Source organism: Methylococcus mesophilus, assembly GCF_026247885.1.
Taxonomy (GTDB): domain Bacteria; phylum Pseudomonadota; class Gammaproteobacteria; order Methylococcales; family Methylococcaceae; genus Methylococcus; species Methylococcus mesophilus.
In genome coordinates this window covers 905,315-921,469 of sequence record NZ_CP110921.1, presented here as the reverse complement: position 1 = coordinate 921,469, position 16,155 = coordinate 905,315, and the positions used below count along the sequence as shown (strand labels likewise).

Sequence of the window (16,155 nt, the reverse complement as noted above, 5' to 3'; positions counted from 1 at the left end):
AGAGCCTGTTCACGATCTTCTGATGAGCAGGACGAGATACGCCAAGGGGATGAACTGCAAGCTGGCAATGAGCTTGCGCTCGCAGTTCTTCCACAATCGGCGACACTTCTCCAGCCAGCCAAAGCTGCGCTCCACCTCCGAGCTCCCGGCGGTGGAGCGTTCGAGTGCTTATGACCGAGAGAACGAGCGTGTCGGAATTGTCGTGTCAGCGACACGACAAACCGCTGCTGCTGGACGCCTCGAATATCGAATCCCGGTCGTTGATTGAGATGGCTATGCTGGCTTTGAGCTTGGAGATTTGAGTACGGTGGTCTTGTAAGGGTTCCGCCGAAGACTCCCTGTAGCCTCGTAGAAACCTGCGGATGTGAGCCGAGTCCCCTCTCTCCACCAAACACCAAGCAAGAGCAAATTCTCTGGCTTTTTGTGCCCATCTACAGGCCACGGATGGCGCGGTTTCCGCATTCTGCCTCTTGAATAAGACTCTCCCTCACGCCCTCTTCCTGGCCTGCAGCGTAGGTTAATTTGGCGACATTATCCTTGGTAAAGAATCCCTGAAAATCGCCGAAGCGCTGGACGTATTCAATGATCAAGGAAGAAAAATCCGACGCTGATGAGAAAATTTGCTTTAAACCCGCGCTACGCGAGCCGATAGTTTCCAGCAGGAAGCCCTTACCCTGTCCTGAGATGGCATCGACAACAATATCGATATACTCCTTTCCATCCTGCTGGCCATCCTTCACCTCCACAGCGATGTGGTGCAGGCGCGGTCCGTAGTTGCGCACAAATGTCTCCGTTGGACTGGGTAATTTATCTATGTGATTGAGACAGTATGGATGGTTGGCGGCAGTAAATACTTTGGCTGGACTCACTGATTCGGATACCCCCCGAATATTCTTGGTGACGTTGGTGGACGAATTTTGGTCCTTGATATTGTAGCTACCCCAGTAGTAGTAGCTCGACAATGCTAGATATTCTAGGATTGCCGGTTCCCGATTTTGGCTGTAAACCCGAGTTGCAAGGTGATCAACGGGGCAGAGGAGGTCCTTTATCCCTAAGCGCTCCTGCATTTCCTTGCCGCGGTCGTTAGCGCGCTGGGCAGCAGCGAGAATGATGCAATCGCCGTGATGGTAAACGCGTATTTCGTTGGCTTTGCGCTCCATGTAACCCAACACGTTCTGCGTATAGGGAGATGGCTTAGATAGGCTAACATTCAATGGAAGATCCAGCTCCGCGAGCTGTCCGACCTGAAAAAACCGAAATTCCCGTTGCTGCTGCAAGGCCACAACCTGGTGTCGGTCGGCACACGATAGAATTTCGCCCAGGTAACGGCTATGCGGACGCTTGGCGCCAACAGGATAGAGGTCATTCAGGCCGCGGAATATGTCCATATAATCCGCTGTCTTGGGTTCTCGTAGAAGGATGTCCGGCGAATGCATATCGATACGCAACACGTGCGTCATATGTTTTTCGCTGTCGAGCGTCACCAAATAATTGTAGGGCGTCATCAGCGCCAGCTCAGCAATATACTCGACCGAATTTCCTGGCTCGACGCTGATTAACATCGCCTCGATGCCGCCAATCAGCTCGGTAAGCCCGGAGCGGTCCCTTTCTTCCAACAATCGGATCAGATATTCCTCGAAGAATTCTGAATTGATCTTGTCGCCATGGCGTAGCTGAGTAGTGGAGCACAGCATGCATCGTCCTCGTTAAGGAACCTCTGAACAAACCCGATTTGGGCGACAAAAGCACATCCTGCTGATAATCAGGCTTTGAAAATGGGTGAAGGGTACCGAAATTCCTTACTTACCGTGGCGATTCCCGCCCGGATGCGCCCGTCGGGGCGGATTCCGGACGCACCTCGCCCGTCAGGTCATCAATGCGTACCGCTTCAGGTAGAGATTGGTCAACCCTATCAGGGTAAACACCTGGGCGGCGTTCTTGGCCAGGCCCCGGTAGCGCGTCTTGGTGTAGCCGAACTGCCGCTTCATCACCCGAAAGAGGTGCTCGACGCGGCTGCGCAGCGAGGACAGCTTTCGATTGCAGCGTTTCTGTGCCGACCCCAGCCGCCGTTTCGGACGGGCCTTCAGGGCCACGCCCCACACGACCCCGGCCTGCCGCGCCGCGCGCTTATAGGTGTCGTTGACGTAGCCGGCATCGCCGAGGATCAGCCGGTCGTCCTCGCGCAGCAGGTTCGGCAACTGGCTGATGTCCGAGGCGTGGGCCGGTGTGACCGAGACCGTGTGGGCGACACCGGTGTGAACATCCGCTCCCACATGCACCTTCATGCCGAAGAACCACTGATTGCCCTTCTTGGTCTGATGCATCTCGGGATCGCGGGTCTTGGCTTTGTTCTTCGTCGATGGCGCGGCGTGGATGATCGTCGCATCCACCATCGTGCCGCCCTTGAGCAGCAGCCCTCGCGCTTCCAGCACGTCATTGATGGCGTTCATCAACTTCGCCGTCAGCTCGTGACGCTCCAGCAGGCGCCGGAAGTTGAGGAGCGTGGTTTCATCCGGCAGCGCGTCATCGGCCAACTCCAGACCCGCAGAACGCCGCATCGATTCGATCTCGTACAGGGCATCTTCCAGGCCCGGGTCGGACAAGGCATACCATTGCTGGAGGAAGTAAAGCCTGAGCATCGTCGCCAACGGGTACGGTTGACGACCGCGCCGACCCGCTTTCGGGTAATGCGGTTCGATCACCGCCAGCAGTTCCGGCCACGGCACCGCCTGCTCCATCTCGGCCAGGAACTTCTCGCGCCGGGTCTGCTTCTTCTTCCGGTCAAAGGCTAAGGAGGCGAAGGTGGTCTGTTTCATGGGGGCTCCGCGTTCAGGGCTTCTGGGCAGGAATAGCTTACACCCGCTGGATTTGTTCAGAAGTTCCTTAAGGGTTTTCCCAGCGAAGGTCCAAAGTCATCGGGAAGCGGGGGTTGGTCGGTTCGTCGCGCACGCGCATCGGCCCTGGGGTGTGACCGTGATCCCAGAAGCGGGCGCGGCGGCGTGCCTCGGCCTCATTGGCATTGACCGGGAAACTGTCATAGTTGCGGCCCCCAGGATGACTGACGTGATACGTGCATCCACCTATAGCACGGCCGTTCCATCCGTCGTATAGATCGATCACCAGGGGTGCCTGAATACCGATGGCGGGATGCAGTGCAGAAGGCGGCGCCCACGCTTTAAAGCGTAACCCGGCGACGAATTCACCTGGTACCCCGGTTGCATGCAAGGGTAATGCCCGGCCGTTACACAGAACCCTATGGCGGCCGCCTGTCATGCCCCTGACTTTGACCTGCAGACGTTCCACGGAGGAATCTACATAACGCGCCGTGCCGCCCGCGCTGACTTCCTCGCCAAGGACATGCCAGGGTTCGATTGCCTGTCGTAGCTCGAGTTGTACACCATCGTAGACGACTGTGCCGTAGTGCGGAAAGCGAAATTCAAGGAAAGGCGCGAACCAGGCATAGTCGAAGTTATAACCCGACTGCCTTAGGTCGCGGATGATATCGCGAAGGTCGGTTTCGATCATGTGAGGTAACATGAACCGGTCGTGCAGAGCAGTGTCCCAGTAAACCATTTTGCCGTGATAAGGTTTACGCCAGAACCGAGCCACGAGCGCCCGCAGCAACAGAGCCTGGACCAGGCTCATTCGGTAGTGCGGCGGCATTTCGAAAGCGCGGAGCTCGACTAGACCTAAGCGCCCTGCAGCGGTATCCGGCGAATACAGCTTATCGATGCAGAACTCCGCACGATGGGTGTTACCGGTCATGTCGATAAGCAAATTGCGCAGCAACCGGTCGATCAGCCACGGTCTGGAGCTTTCCTCCCCCGGGGTTAGTTGGGTTGCCAGTTGCTGGAAGGCAATTTCAAGTTCGTAAAGATTGTCGTCACGCGCTTCATCCACCCGCGGTGCTTGACTGGTCGGTCCGATGAACTGCCCCGAGAAGAGATAGGAAAGCGCAGGATGCTGCTGCCAATAGATTATCAAGCTTTGGAGCAGATCCGGCCTCCGCAGAAACGGACTGTCCGCTGGCCGGGTTCCACCCAACGTGACGTGATTACCCCCTCCCGTGCCCGTATGGCGGCCGTCGAGCATGAACTTTTCAGTCGTCAGGCGCGCTAACCGAGCCTCTTCGTAAAGTTCCCGGGTCCGTTGCTCCAGTGTTTCCCAGTCGGCTGAAGGATGGATGTTGACCTCGATAACCCCGGGATCAGGCGTCACTGAGAGTAATTGCAGACGCGGATCTCGCGGTGGAGCATAACCCTCCAGACGGATATTTTGCTTTAGTTCCTCGGCGCAGGACTCGACAGCGGCGAGCAATGCCATCCAATGTTCCAACCGGGTCGTCGGTGGCAAGAACACATGTAACAGGCCGTCACGCACCTGCAGTGCCAGTGCGGTATGAATGACTTCCCGAGCTGTCGGTGATTCATCAATGTCTTCCATTGCGCCAACGGCCGCGGCGACAGCGTATTCAGGCAAGTCGCTACGGGGCTCGAACGGGTCGGGCGGCAACTCCAACTCGAATTCTTCGGGAGCAACCCAAGGCAAACTAGCCAGAGGTAACCGGAGTCCCATAGGCGAGTCGCCGGGCTGTAGGTACAGGCGCTCGTGCTTGAGCGGCCAGCGGCTCGATTTCCAACAGGGCGAACTCGGCCGGTCTAGCGCCTTGAGGGGGAGAATAAACCCTACGACAGAAGCCAAACCCTTCCGCAACTGCCTCGCCAAAATTGAGCGAACCTCTATGTCATCGAGATCGGACTGTAGCGGATCGATATTTGCGGGAAGGCGGCTTTCCTGATCCAAAGCCAACCAAGGATCCTCATAGGCGGGCATCAAGTATCCGGGATTTAGACCTAATTTTTTGGCTATCAACTGTCCGAAGGTTTCAGCGGTAGTTTCGTTCTGTGTGGCTTTGGGGTCCTGCACCAGTAACGCAGCATTCCGCCAGACTGGAACCCCGTCGCTTCGCCAGAATACATTCAGCGCCCAACGTGGCAACGGTTCTCCCGGATACCATTTGCCCTGGCCGACGTGGAGTACGCTACCGGTGGCAAAACGATGCTGTAGACGACGGACCAGATCATTTGCAAGAAGCCATTTATTTTCACCTAAGGCGGTGATATTCCACTCCGCGGCGTCCATATCATCGACGGACACGAAAGTCGGCTCTCCACCTTGAGTAAGACGGACATCGCCAGCTTCCAGTTCCTGGTCGACTTGTTTCCCCAGCGCGCGGATTTCCTCCCATTGTATGTCCGTATAGGGCTTGGTTACGCGTGGATCCTCATGGATGCGGGTAACTGACATGGATACGTCCAGTCGAGCCTCGCAAACGCTGGTCATTCCGATTACTGGCGCTGCGGATGTCGGCAACGCCGAGACTGCCAGTGGGATGTGACCTTCCCCGGCCAGCAAGCCCGAGGTTGCGTCAACGCCAATCCAGCCGGCGCCGGGGATATAGGCTTCGCACCAAGCATGGAGATCAGTGAAATCTGCTTCTGGTCCGGGCGGTCCATCCAGCGGCTTCTCGTCTGGCTCAAGTTGGATGAGGTAGCCGGAAACGAACCGTGCAGCGATACCGAGATGTCGGAGCAGCTGTACGAGCAGCCACGCGCTGTCGCGACAAGAGCCGGACCGTTTGGACAAGGTTTCTTCACAGGTCTGGACGCCCGGCTCCAGTCGAATTAAGTACGAGACCGCTTGCTGAACATTTGTATTCAGCATTACCAGAAGGTTAGTGGTGGTAATCTTGGAAGGAATTGTTCGTCGGAATTCATTGAGCCACGCTTGGGTCAACGGTCCAGCGGCATCGGCCTCTAGAAAAGGCGCCAGCTCTGAAGTCAACAGTTCCGGGTAAGCAAAGGGATAGTGCTCTGCCCATTCTTCGACGAAAAAGTCGAATGGATTGATGACCGTCATGTCCGCTACCAGTTCAACGGTTATCTCTATCTCGCGAGTAGGTTGCGGAAAGGTGAGGCGCGCCACGAAGTTGCCATAGGCATCCTGCTGCCAATGTAAGAAGTGCTGCTTTGGCTTAATTCGTAGCGAGTAGCCCGAAATGGGGGTTCGGGTATGGGCAGCAGGTCGTAGGCGTATTTCATGCGGCGCAGCTACTACCGGCCGGTCGAAGCGATAACGGGATTGATGATGTAAGGCAACACGGATGGTCATGACGGTCCTTGGTGGTGCTCGATTACCGGGGCAAGAAATGCGGATAAATCTTTGTCTTCCGTTATTGTCAAGACGTCTTCCCGGTCTAGCTAGCGAACGTACGAGATGAATTAAAGGGGAAAGTCGCGCGGTAGCGGTTCGCTCAGCCAGTCTGGACTGGGAAGCGATGCGAATACGCCGCGCAGTCCTTCGCTCCAGCGCCGACTTATCTGCGAAAAATACGGGTCGTCGTCGGTGATGTGCTGCACCAAATTCAAATCGAAATGTGACTCGCTGTAGCATGCAAGATCGATGGGTAAGCCGACCGACAAATTACTGCGCATGGTCGAGTCGAACGACACCAAGACACACTTAATCGCCTCGTCCAGTGGCGTGTCGGGCTTGATGACCCGGTCGAGAATCGGCTTACCGTACTTCGTTTCTCCAATCTGGAAAAATGGTGTTTCCTCGCCGGCCTCGATAAAGTTGCCCTCGGCGTAAACCAAGCACAAACGCATAGGTTCGCCGCGAATCTGGCCTCCGACAATGAAATTGGCACTGGCGTCGACGTTGCTCTGTGCCAGAAAGGCGCCATCGTGCTGGCGCACTGACCGCAAGCATTCCCCCAAAAGCTGCGCGACGTCGAACATCGATTCCACATTCCAGATATTCCGATTTTCAGGATGCCGCCCCTGTTGCTCCAACAGGTTGATGGCGTTCTGCGTGATCGATAAATTGCCGGAGCTTAGGATTACGATGGTGCGGTCACCGCGATTGATAAAGGTCCGCATCTTCTTAAACATGGCAATGTGGTCGACGCCGGCGTTGGTACGGGAATCCGAGGCAAACACCATCCCGGCGTTCAGTTTAAGAGCTAAACAGTAAGTCATGGTGGTCGTGAAATCGGGGTATCAAGCGACGTGGCGTAGTTTGTCCATCGCCCCTGGGCTTTGTCGGGACATGTAAGAATTGCGGATCTCCTGTCCGAGCAAGTCCGTACGCCTAAGGAAATCCGTCAAATATTCATGTAAACCGCGTGTAAACACATCCTCTATTCGACCGAAATGCAGATCAGCATGGATTTCGCCTGCGAGCCGACGGGCTTCGCGACCGGAAAGTCCGTTGATCTGAATCAACGCGGTTTCGACCTCATTTAGGCAGGCATGGAGAGAGCGCGGCATGTCGTCACGCAGAATGAAAAGCTCGGCTACCCGCAGTGGCGCGATGACGTTTCGGTAAATCTTCCGGTAAGCTTCAAACGCACTGACAGACTTTAACAAGGCTCCCCATTGGTAGTAATCGGCCGCTCCTCGGACATCTGCCACACCGGGCAGAAGGATATGGTACTTTACATCGAGGATCCTCGCTGTATTGTCTGCTCGCTCAAGAAAGGTACCGAGGCGGATGAAATTGAGGGCAATATCCTTAATGATGGTACCGAGCGTTACGCCGCGGAACAAATGCGAACGTTCTTTGACCCACTCGAAGAAATCTCCATATTGCTCTTCGCGCATCCCCTTGGAGAGTCGGCCTACTTCTAACCAGGTAGCGTTGATTACCTCCCACATCTCCGCGGTGATGGCGCCACGCACGGAGCGCGCGTTTTCACGGGCCTGGCGTAGGCAGCAATAAATGCTCGATGGATTGTCCGGGTCAAGTGCCATGTAGCGCGTGACGGCGTCAGACCGGGCAAGCCCGTACTGGACCTCGTAACTGGCAGCGCAGCCTGTAATGTTCAGGGGCGCATACCATAGATAGGCCTCGCTCCCGTCCATGTCCAACGGCACCAGGGACGAAAGTTTCGCCACATCCAGGATACGAGCGGTGTTCTCAGCTCGTTCGATATGGCGTGCCATCCAAAAGAGGTTTTCGGCGGTTCGGGAAAGCATGATTTAGACCCCTGTTATCCAGGTATCCTTAGTACCGCCTCCTTGCGAGGAGTTGACGACTAAGGACCCTTCCTTTAGCGCAACCCGAGTGAGCCCACCCGGAACCAGCCTGATCTCCTTGCCGGATAAAACGAATGGGCGCAGATCCACGTGCCGGGGAGCAACGCCTGCCTCTACCAGAGTTGGACAAGCGGACAGCGCTAGCGTTGGCTGGGCAATAAAGTGTTCGGGACGGGCCAGAATGCGCTCTCGATAAGCTTCGATCTCGGCTTTGCTGCTGGTAGGGCCGATAAGCATGCCATAGCCACCGGAACCCTGTACTTCCTTCACTACCAGTTCGGGCAGGTGTCCCAACACGTATTTGAGATCGTCAGTTTCGCTCAATCGCCAAGTAGGGACATTTGACAGAAGCGGCGACTCTCCGAGATAGAATCGGATCATTTCAGGGACGAACGAATAAGTCGATTTGTCGTCTGCCACGCCGGTCCCTACTCCGGTAGCTAACGCGACATGGCCACTTCGATAGGCCTCGAACAACCCCGGCACGCCCAGCATAGAATCCGCCCGAAAGGCCAGCGGGTCAAGAAAATCGTCGTCGACCCGCCGGTAGATCACATGTACTTGTTGGGGCCCCTCTGTCGTGTGCATATAGACCTTACTTTGGTCGACGAAGAGATCCTGTCCTTCAACTAATTCCACTCCCATCTGGCTGGCGAGGAAGGCGTGCTCAAAGTAGGCGCTGTTATAGGCTCCCGGTGTAAGTACTACGATCGCTGGATTGTCAACATAGGCTGGGGCGGACTCACGTAAAGTATCCAACAGCATCTGCGGATAATGCTCGACCGGTTCGACTGTGTGCAGCGCGAAGAGCTCGGGAAATAGCCGCATCATGGTCCTGCGGTTTTCCAGCATGTATGAAACCCCGGAAGGCGTTCGCAGGTTGTCTTCCAGTACATAAAAGTCATTCTTATCCACCCGTACCAAATCAATGCCGGCGATTTGCGCATAGACTTGGTTAGGCAGATCTACTCCTTGCATCTCTGGGCGGTACATTGCATTGCCAAGAACCTGCTTTGCGTCGATGATTCCTGCCTTGAGAATTTCTTGGGTGTGATAGATGTCGTTAAGGAAAGCGTTCAGCGCTCGTACACGTTGTTTTAGACCCAACTCAAGACGGCGCCACTCCTCGGCGCCGAAAATACGCGGCACGATATCAAACGGAATCAGACGCTCGGCGCCATCGGCTTCCCCGTAGACGGTAAATGTAATACCCATTCGACGGAAGAGCAGCTCAGCTTCGGCGCGTTTGCGCTCCAGCGCGCCTGCTCCAAGGCCATTGAGCCACTGCTTGTACGCAAGGTAGATGTCACGGACCGTTCCATGGTCGTCGTACATTTCGTTGTAGAAGGGTTGAGCGTCTTTGGGAGTCATGTCCAGAAAAAAGCAAGGTGTAGGCCACACCGTAGGGTGAGCGCCGTTTCGTTGCTCTAAACAGAACTGACCGCGACCACGCACCAAAATGGACGATTTGTTGAAGTTCCATCGCATCATTTTGGTAAGATGGAACTGTGTTCCTGTCAAGTTGCCAAGAAGGTGACAGCAGCGTCACTTTATGCCGGTTTGAGGGGCATCCTGGAATGCAGGGATACCTCCTCACCGGCCGAAGAGACCCCGCGCGCTATCGGCGCCACTCTTCAGGAAGCCGGCCAGAACATCCGTGAGGCTATCCTTTTTCACCTGGACGGTCTCAAAGTAGACGGAGAACCTGTTCCAGCCCCTTCCGCAGTCGTCGAATATTGCGGGTTCGCTGCTTGAATTCAACCGTGCGCTCATGCTTGAGAGCGCCACGGACTGCGAGCGTCCGACCGGGTCGGGCTCGCGCGTTTAGCCACTCGGTCGGAAGACCTAACGGCATAAATCACCGATGAGTTTCCGAGTTTTCTACAAAAAGGCAACTTAAATGCAAATATGGGTCGATGCTGACGCCTGCCCCAAACTCATCAAAGACATCCTGTTCCGCGCCGCCGAGCGTGCGCAGATCATGGTGACGCTAGTGGCCAATCAAAATGTGTTCACTCCGCCGTCGCGATTTATCCGGGCCATCCGGGTAGCCTCAGGCTTCGATGTGGCAGACGAAAAGATAGCCGCCCTGGTGGACCCAGGCGACTTGGTGATTACCGCAGATATTCCACTGGCGGCGGCAGTGGTCGAAAAAGGCGCCCATGCCTTGAATCCCCGCGGGGAGCTGTATTCTAACGAAAACATCCGCCAACGGCTGGCGATGCGGAATTTTATGGAGGAGTTGCGCAGCAGCGGCGTCAATACCGGTGGCCCAGCCTCCTTATCCCAAGCCGAACGGCAAGCCTTCGCCAACCAACTGGATCGGCTGTTGAGCCGATATCGCGCGGAGAGCGGGAACTGATGCCATATGACCCTGATACCACAGGACGAAGCCATCGTCAGGTCCTGGACAAATAGCCAGGGCATCGAACGATAATGCCGAGCAAAGGCGGGAGGGCTTCCGGGGGGAATGAGGCGATATTCGATGCCTAAGGCCTGGCAGAGCTGATCGGACTCGTGTTGACCGGAAGGCTCCAGGGACCGGCTGCCAAACCGACGGTCGGTGAATTGCTCACCCCTTCCCCGGGGTTCGTCCCGCCGGGAGCCGCTACCGCGGTCCAAAGTCGCTCCTGGCGATTTGATCCTGCTCCTGTTTCTCGGACACCCGGATAAGCGATTTAATATCGGAATCCGAGATGAGAGAGATGACGAAGAAGGCAGAGGCGAAGACGGAGCGCACGCGGTACAGCGCGGAGTTCAAGCAACAGGCATTGCTTCGGGCCGTGAAGGACGGCGTGTCGGTGGCGGCGCGCGATCTGGGCCTGCAGCCGGCGCAGATCTACGCATGGCGTGGCAAGGCCCAACAGCAAGGCCAGGACGCGGAGGCGCGCCGGCTGATAGAGTCCGAGCACGCACGGCTCAAGCGTGAGGTGGCGCGATTGGAGGAGGAGAACGCTTTCCTAAAAAAGGCGGCGGCGTACTTCGCGAAACAGCCGAAGTGAAGTACGCGACGATGAAGGCGCATGAGGATGAATTTGCGGTGCGCCTGATGTGCAGGCTGCTGAAGGTATCGCCGAGCGGGTACTACGCGTGGCGGGGCCGCAAGCCATCGGCGCGGGTGCAACGGCGAGCGGAGCTGGATATCAAGGTCAAGGCCGTCTTCGCGGCTGAACGCAGCCGTGCAGGCGCGCCACGGTTGTCCAAGCGGCTTGGAGCGGGGCGTCGGCAGGTGGCAGAAAGCCTGCGGCGCCAGGGCTTGCGCGCAAAGGCGGCGCGTCAGTTCAAGGCGACGACGAACTCCAAGCACACGCTGCCGGTAGCAGAAGACCTGCTGCAACAGGACTTCACGGCCGGGCGGTCCGATCAAGTGTGGGTGGGCGACATCACCTGTATCGACACTGGCGAAGGCCGGTTGTACCTGGCAGCCGTGCTGGACTTGTTCTCGCGCAAGGTGGTGGGCTGGTCGATGTCTGAACGTATGACGGCCACGCTGGTCTGCGATGCCTTACGCATGGCACAGTTCCGCCGGCAACGGCCGCGCGGCGTGATCGTGCACACCGACCGCGGCAGCCAGTACTGCTCACGTGAACATCGCGCCCTACTCGACGCGCACGGCCTGATCGCCAGCATAAGCGCCAAGGGTAACTGCTACGACAACGCGGCGATGGAAAGCTGGAACCACAGTCTGAAGGTCGAGGCGATCCATGGGGAGCACTTCGCTACACGTGAAGAGGCCAAGGCGCACGTGTTCGACTACATCGAGGTTTACTACAATCGAAACCGGCTCCACTCGACCTTGGGCTATCTCAGCCCGGAAGAGTTCGAGCTATCCCGTGTCCCTTAAACGGATGTCCGAAATTCGGGGGCAAGATCAAAGTTACTATGACCTGCTCCCCGAGATTAGTCCGGTCGTGATGTAGAGTCTGCCTCGATAGGAGGCAGCATGAAGAAGCGTTTCACCGAAGAACAGATCATTGGCATCCTGAAGGAAGCCGAAGCCGGCCTAAAAGTAGCGGAGCTGTGCCGCAAGCACGGGCTCAGCGAGGCGACGTACTACAACTGGAAAGCGAAATACGGCGGCCTGACAGTGTCGGATGCGCAGCGGCTCAAGGCACTGGAGACCGAGAATGCCCGGCTCAAGCGCCTGCTGGCGGAGGCGATGCTGGACAATGCTGCGTTGAAAGAGGTTGTAGGCCGAAAGTGGTAAGCCCACAAGCCAAGAGGGTGGCGGTCTCCCATCTGATGACAAAGCACCAGATGGGCGTCACGCGGGCTTGTGGGCTGATCGGTATTTCTCGGTCGCTGTATCGCTACGAAGCTAAGCGGCCAGCAGACCAGGAGCTCAAGGAACGACTGTGCGAATTGGCAGCGCAGAAGCGGCGCTATGGGTATCGCCGGCTGCACGTGCTACTTTGCCGAGAGGGTTGGGAAATCAACCGAAAGCGCACCTATCGCGTGTATCACGAGGCCGGCCTGATGGTCCGCAAACGAAAGCGGAAGCGCATTGCCGGCGTGGAGCGCCAAATCAAGGTCGCGCCATCGGCGCCTAACGAGAGTTGGTCTATGGACTATGTTTCGGACGGTTTGGCCGATGGTCGGCGGCTGCGGTGCCTGAATATCGTCGATGACTTCACGAAGCAGTGCTTGGCCATCGAAGTCGATACTTCGCTGCCTGGCAGACGTGTAGTCGGTGTGCTGCAACGGCTGGCAGAGATCCGCGGATTGCCCAAATCAGTCACCGTCGACAACGGCCCCGAGTTTGCCGGCAAGGCTTTGGATGAATGGGCCGATAGCCAAGGACTGTGCTTGAGCTTCATCCAGCCAGGTAAGCCACAGCAGAACGCCTACATCGAAAGCTTCAACGGCAAATTCCGGGATGAATGCCTGAACGAGCATTGGTTCGTCTCGATGCGCCATGCTCGCCAAGTCATTGAGGAGTGGCGTCGGGAATACAATGAGCAACGCCCCCACAGTTCGTTGGCTTACCTGACGCCAGATCAGTTTGCAGACACATTTTTAACCGCAGACTCTATGTCCGTTTCGGACTAAATCGGGGAGCAGGTCAACTACCCTAGACAAGGATCAAGCATGAACTTTACTGATTGGACATCGAACCGTACCGGTCGCCTGGGCTACTGTTACGACGGCTTTGCCTCCGCGAAATCGTGTTTCTTCAAGCAGTGGATAGCATTTGCATCGGAGCGGGGCATCGCGATGCCCAATGACTTATCTGGTTCGTGCAGGTATGGCTCGTTATTTATGCAGTCTGTCTTTGGCGGATCAATACGTGGGCATTACCAACATCAGTACAATTTGATTGATGGTCGACTGGTAGATCTCAGCCACGACGCCAAGGATGTTGGCGGCATGGCCAACCCGTATTTTCATGAGCCTCGATACTTTGAAATCCCCGAATTGCAGTCATCGTTGGCTGCTTGCACCCCGAGAGCAGAGCGCTGGGCAAACGAATTCATTGCAATGTATCAAACAGCAGTCCGCGCCGGAGGGATAGAGGCCGGACGCCCGAATGAGAAGCCCATCAAGCCAACGTAGATTCCAAGATGCGCCGATAACCAGATCGTGACAAATCTCTTGGCGATAGACTGAAGGCTGATTGGACACAGCAAGGGGCGTGACGATGCCACGCGTAGGAGTGATCGCGTTGCAGGCGAGCGATTTCGGAAGCGATCTTGCGGTTGGCTGACGGAGAGTGCGTGCAGGCGATGGCGGAGCGTGAATGGCCTCGGGGCGTTCGGCTTCCTCTTGACGCTGATCGAACGGTTCCAGAAGCCCCGGGTGGTGATTCTGGACAACGCCTCCGTCCCTACCGCGAAGGCGCTGGCACCGCTTGACTTCCTGCCACCTTAAAGCCCCGAATTGAACCGGATCGAACTCCTGTGGAAGACGGTGAAGTTCGAGCGCCTGCCATTCAGCTCCTTTGCTCCCGCCGAACAAGACAGGCCCTCGACCACATCGGCGCAGGCTGCGGGCTACCATACCAACGGACTCTCTGCTAGATACTTGAGGCGTGACACGGACGGGCTTGGTCGATGGCACCGATGCTGCCGTACCTTCCGCGGCCTGCGGACGTTCCTTGCGTCGACAACGCGCGGAGGTAGGAGAGGTGCCCGGTCGATTCGCCCCGGCTCACAATGTTAGACTTTGCCGGTTCAATCAGTCCGGAGGTCTTGAGAAGCACTATGGCGGGTCATAGCAAATGGGCCAATATCCAGCATCGCAAGGGGGCCCAGGATGCCAAGCGCGGCAAGTTGTTCACCAAGCTCATACGCGAAATCACCGTGTCCTCGCGTACCGGCGGTCCCGATCCCGGCAATAATCCGCGCCTGCGCACGGCCATGGACAAGGCGCTGGTCGCCAACATGTCGAAGGACACCATCGAGCGCGCCATCAAGAAGGGCTCGGGTGCCGGGGACGGCGATAGCTACGAGGAGGTCCGCTACGAAGGGTACGGTCCCGGCGGCATCGCCGTGCTGGTCGACTGCCTGACCGACAACCGCAACCGCACCGTGGCCGAAGTGCGCCACGCTTTTTCCAAGGCCGGTGGCAATCTCGGCACCGACGGCTCGGTCGCCTATCTGTTCGCCAAGGCCGGGGTCGTCAGTTTCGGCGCCGATCTGGGCGAGGACCGGGTGATGGAGCCGGCGCTGGATGCCGGTGCCGACGATGTGGTGGTCAACGAGGATGGTTCGGTGGATGTGCTCGCGGCGCCCGACCGGTTCGAAGCGGTGCGCGATGCGCTGCAGTCCGCGGGGCTTACGCCGGAATCGGCTGAAGTCACCATGCGCGCCAGCACCAGCGTCAGGCTGGACAAGGAAGACGCGGAGAAAATGATCCGCCTGCTCGAACGCCTGGAGGACCTGGACGATGTCCAGAACGTTTATTCCAACGCGGACATCAGTGAGGACATTCTTGCCGAGCTGGGCTGAGCGGACGCGATGACGCGGGTGCTCGGCATCGACCCCGGGTCCCGGGTGACCGGCTATGGCATCCTGGACTGGACCGGTAAGCCGGTGCTGGTGACGGCGGGCTGCATCCGTACCGAAACGAACGACTTTCCCGAGCGCCTGCGCCGGATCTTCGAGGGGATCAGCCGGATCGTGGAGGAGTTTCAGCCGGAGGAAATGGCGGTGGAGCAGGTGTTCATGCACAAGAACGCGGATTCGGCGCTCAAGCTGGGCCAAGCCCGCGGCGCGGCGATCTGTGCCGGTGTCTCAAGGGGCTTGCCGGTGCACGAGTATGCCGCGCGCCAGGTGAAGCTCGCTCTGGTGGGCAAGGGCAGCGCCGACAAGGCGCAGGTACAGCACATGGTCTGCTTCCTGCTGGGCCAGCCCGGCCCCTTGCCGCTGGATGCCAGCGACGCGCTGGGCGTGGCGTTCTGCCATCTGCACCACCGCCAGACCCTGAGCCGCATGAGCCGGATGGCACGACGATGATCGGCTTCATCCGCGGCGTCCTGGTCGCCAAGCGCGCGCCTTCGCTGCTGATCGACGTGCAGGGTCTGGGCTACGAGGTCGATGCGCCGATGTCCACATTCTATGGCCTGCCTGAGATCGGCGCCGAAGTACGGCTCTATACCCATCTTCAGATCCGCGAGGACGCCCATAGCCTGTTCGGTTTCGGCACGGAGGCCGAGCGGGGACTGTTCCGCAGCCTGATCCGGGTCAGCGGCATCGGCGCCAAACTGGCGTTGGCCATCCTCTCCGGCATCTCGGTCGACGATTTTCGCGCCTGCGTGGAGCGGCAGGATTCGGCGCGGCTGGTGCGGCTCCCCGGCATCGGCAAGAAGACCGCCGAGCGCCTGATCATCGAACTCCGGGACCGGCTGGACATCGGCGTCCCGTCTCTGGCTCCTGCCAGCTTCGCCGGCGGCGCAGCGCCCTTGCCGGCCGCCGATCCTGCCGACGAGGCCGTGAGCGCCCTGATCGCGCTGGGTTTCAAGCCCCAGGAAGCGAATACGCTGGTCGCCAAGCAGCCGGTCGAAGGGCGCAGCGCGGAGGATCTGATCCGGCTGGCGCTGCAATCCGCGGTGCGCTGA

Annotated in this window: 13 protein-coding genes and 2 pseudogenes; 7 read left to right on the top strand and 8 right to left on the bottom strand. The window is 57.9% G+C overall.

The window, feature by feature from the left end:
• Positions 1-9 precede the first annotated feature (9 nt).
• The 7 genes and pseudogenes from OOT43_RS04145 to OOT43_RS04115 form a co-directional block, all read right to left on the bottom strand.
• A pseudogene (locus tag OOT43_RS04145) lies at positions 10-135 on the bottom strand (IS5/IS1182 family transposase); the annotation flags it as partial.
• Between the two features lie 296 nt (positions 136-431).
• The gene (locus OOT43_RS04140; protein ID WP_266023447.1) at positions 432-1,694 is read right to left on the bottom strand and encodes a VOC family protein; all 1,263 of its coding nucleotides are present in this window, start codon (positions 1,692-1,694) and stop codon (positions 432-434) included.
• A 171-nt stretch (positions 1,695-1,865) separates the two neighbouring features.
• Entirely contained in the window at positions 1,866-2,816 is a 951-nt protein-coding gene (locus OOT43_RS04135) for an IS5 family transposase (protein WP_266023446.1), read from the bottom strand.
• 67 nt (positions 2,817-2,883) lie between these two features.
• Positions 2,884-6,171: a transglutaminase family protein gene (locus OOT43_RS04130; protein ID WP_266023445.1), complete on the bottom strand. Its 3,288-nt coding sequence runs from the start codon at positions 6,169-6,171 to the stop codon at positions 2,884-2,886.
• Positions 6,172-6,281: 110 nt separating this feature from the next.
• A complete protein-coding gene (locus OOT43_RS04125; RefSeq protein WP_266023444.1) occupies positions 6,282-7,040 on the bottom strand; it encodes a proteasome-type protease in 759 nt (252 codons plus the stop codon).
• Between the two features lie 21 nt (positions 7,041-7,061).
• Positions 7,062-8,039 (bottom strand): alpha-E domain-containing protein, encoded by a 978-nt coding sequence (locus tag OOT43_RS04120; RefSeq protein ID WP_266023443.1) that lies wholly within the window; start codon positions 8,037-8,039, stop codon positions 7,062-7,064.
• 3 nt (positions 8,040-8,042) lie between these two features.
• On the bottom strand, positions 8,043-9,470 hold the full coding sequence (locus OOT43_RS04115; RefSeq protein ID WP_266023442.1) for a circularly permuted type 2 ATP-grasp protein: 1,428 nt from the start codon (positions 9,468-9,470) through the stop codon (positions 8,043-8,045).
• Between the two features lie 529 nt (positions 9,471-9,999).
• Here OOT43_RS04115 and OOT43_RS04110 point away from each other — a divergent pair.
• Positions 10,000-10,461, top strand: coding sequence for a YaiI/YqxD family protein (locus tag OOT43_RS04110; protein WP_266023441.1), 462 nt, complete (start codon positions 10,000-10,002; stop codon positions 10,459-10,461).
• Between the two features lie 92 nt (positions 10,462-10,553).
• Here the strand turns inward: OOT43_RS04110 and OOT43_RS04105 are convergent.
• Positions 10,554-10,676: pseudogene (locus tag OOT43_RS04105) on the bottom strand (IS481 family transposase); the annotation flags it as partial.
• Positions 10,677-10,804: 128 nt separating this feature from the next.
• Here OOT43_RS04105 and OOT43_RS04100 point away from each other — a divergent pair.
• The 6 genes from OOT43_RS04100 (at position 10,805) to ruvA (ending at position 16,155) form a co-directional block, all read left to right on the top strand.
• Positions 10,805-11,943, top strand: a protein-coding gene (locus OOT43_RS04100) for an IS3 family transposase (protein WP_394358036.1) whose coding sequence is annotated in 2 segments (ribosomal slippage) — positions 10,805-11,060 and positions 11,060-11,943 — 1,140 coding nt in all. Because the reading frame shifts where the segments join, the coding sequence is not laid out codon by codon here.
• Positions 11,944-12,042: 99 nt separating this feature from the next.
• A protein-coding gene (locus OOT43_RS04095; RefSeq protein WP_394358035.1) for an IS3 family transposase occupies positions 12,043-13,148 on the top strand; the annotation gives its coding sequence in 2 pieces (ribosomal slippage) (positions 12,043-12,301 and positions 12,301-13,148; 1,107 coding nt in all).
• Positions 13,149-13,187: 39 nt separating this feature from the next.
• A complete protein-coding gene (locus tag OOT43_RS04090) occupies positions 13,188-13,652 on the top strand; it encodes a transcriptional regulator (RefSeq protein ID WP_266023437.1) in 465 nt (154 codons plus the stop codon).
• A gap of 647 nt (positions 13,653-14,299) precedes the next feature.
• A complete protein-coding gene (locus OOT43_RS04085) occupies positions 14,300-15,046 on the top strand; it encodes a YebC/PmpR family DNA-binding transcriptional regulator (RefSeq protein WP_266023436.1) in 747 nt (248 codons plus the stop codon).
• Positions 15,047-15,055: 9 nt separating this feature from the next.
• Positions 15,056-15,553, top strand: coding sequence for a crossover junction endodeoxyribonuclease RuvC (gene ruvC / locus OOT43_RS04080; protein ID WP_266023435.1), 498 nt, complete (start codon positions 15,056-15,058; stop codon positions 15,551-15,553).
• Positions 15,550-16,155, top strand: a complete 606-nt coding sequence (ruvA, locus tag OOT43_RS04075) for a Holliday junction branch migration protein RuvA (protein ID WP_266023434.1) — start codon at positions 15,550-15,552, stop codon at positions 16,153-16,155. Before ruvC ends, ruvA begins: the two co-directional genes overlap by 4 nt.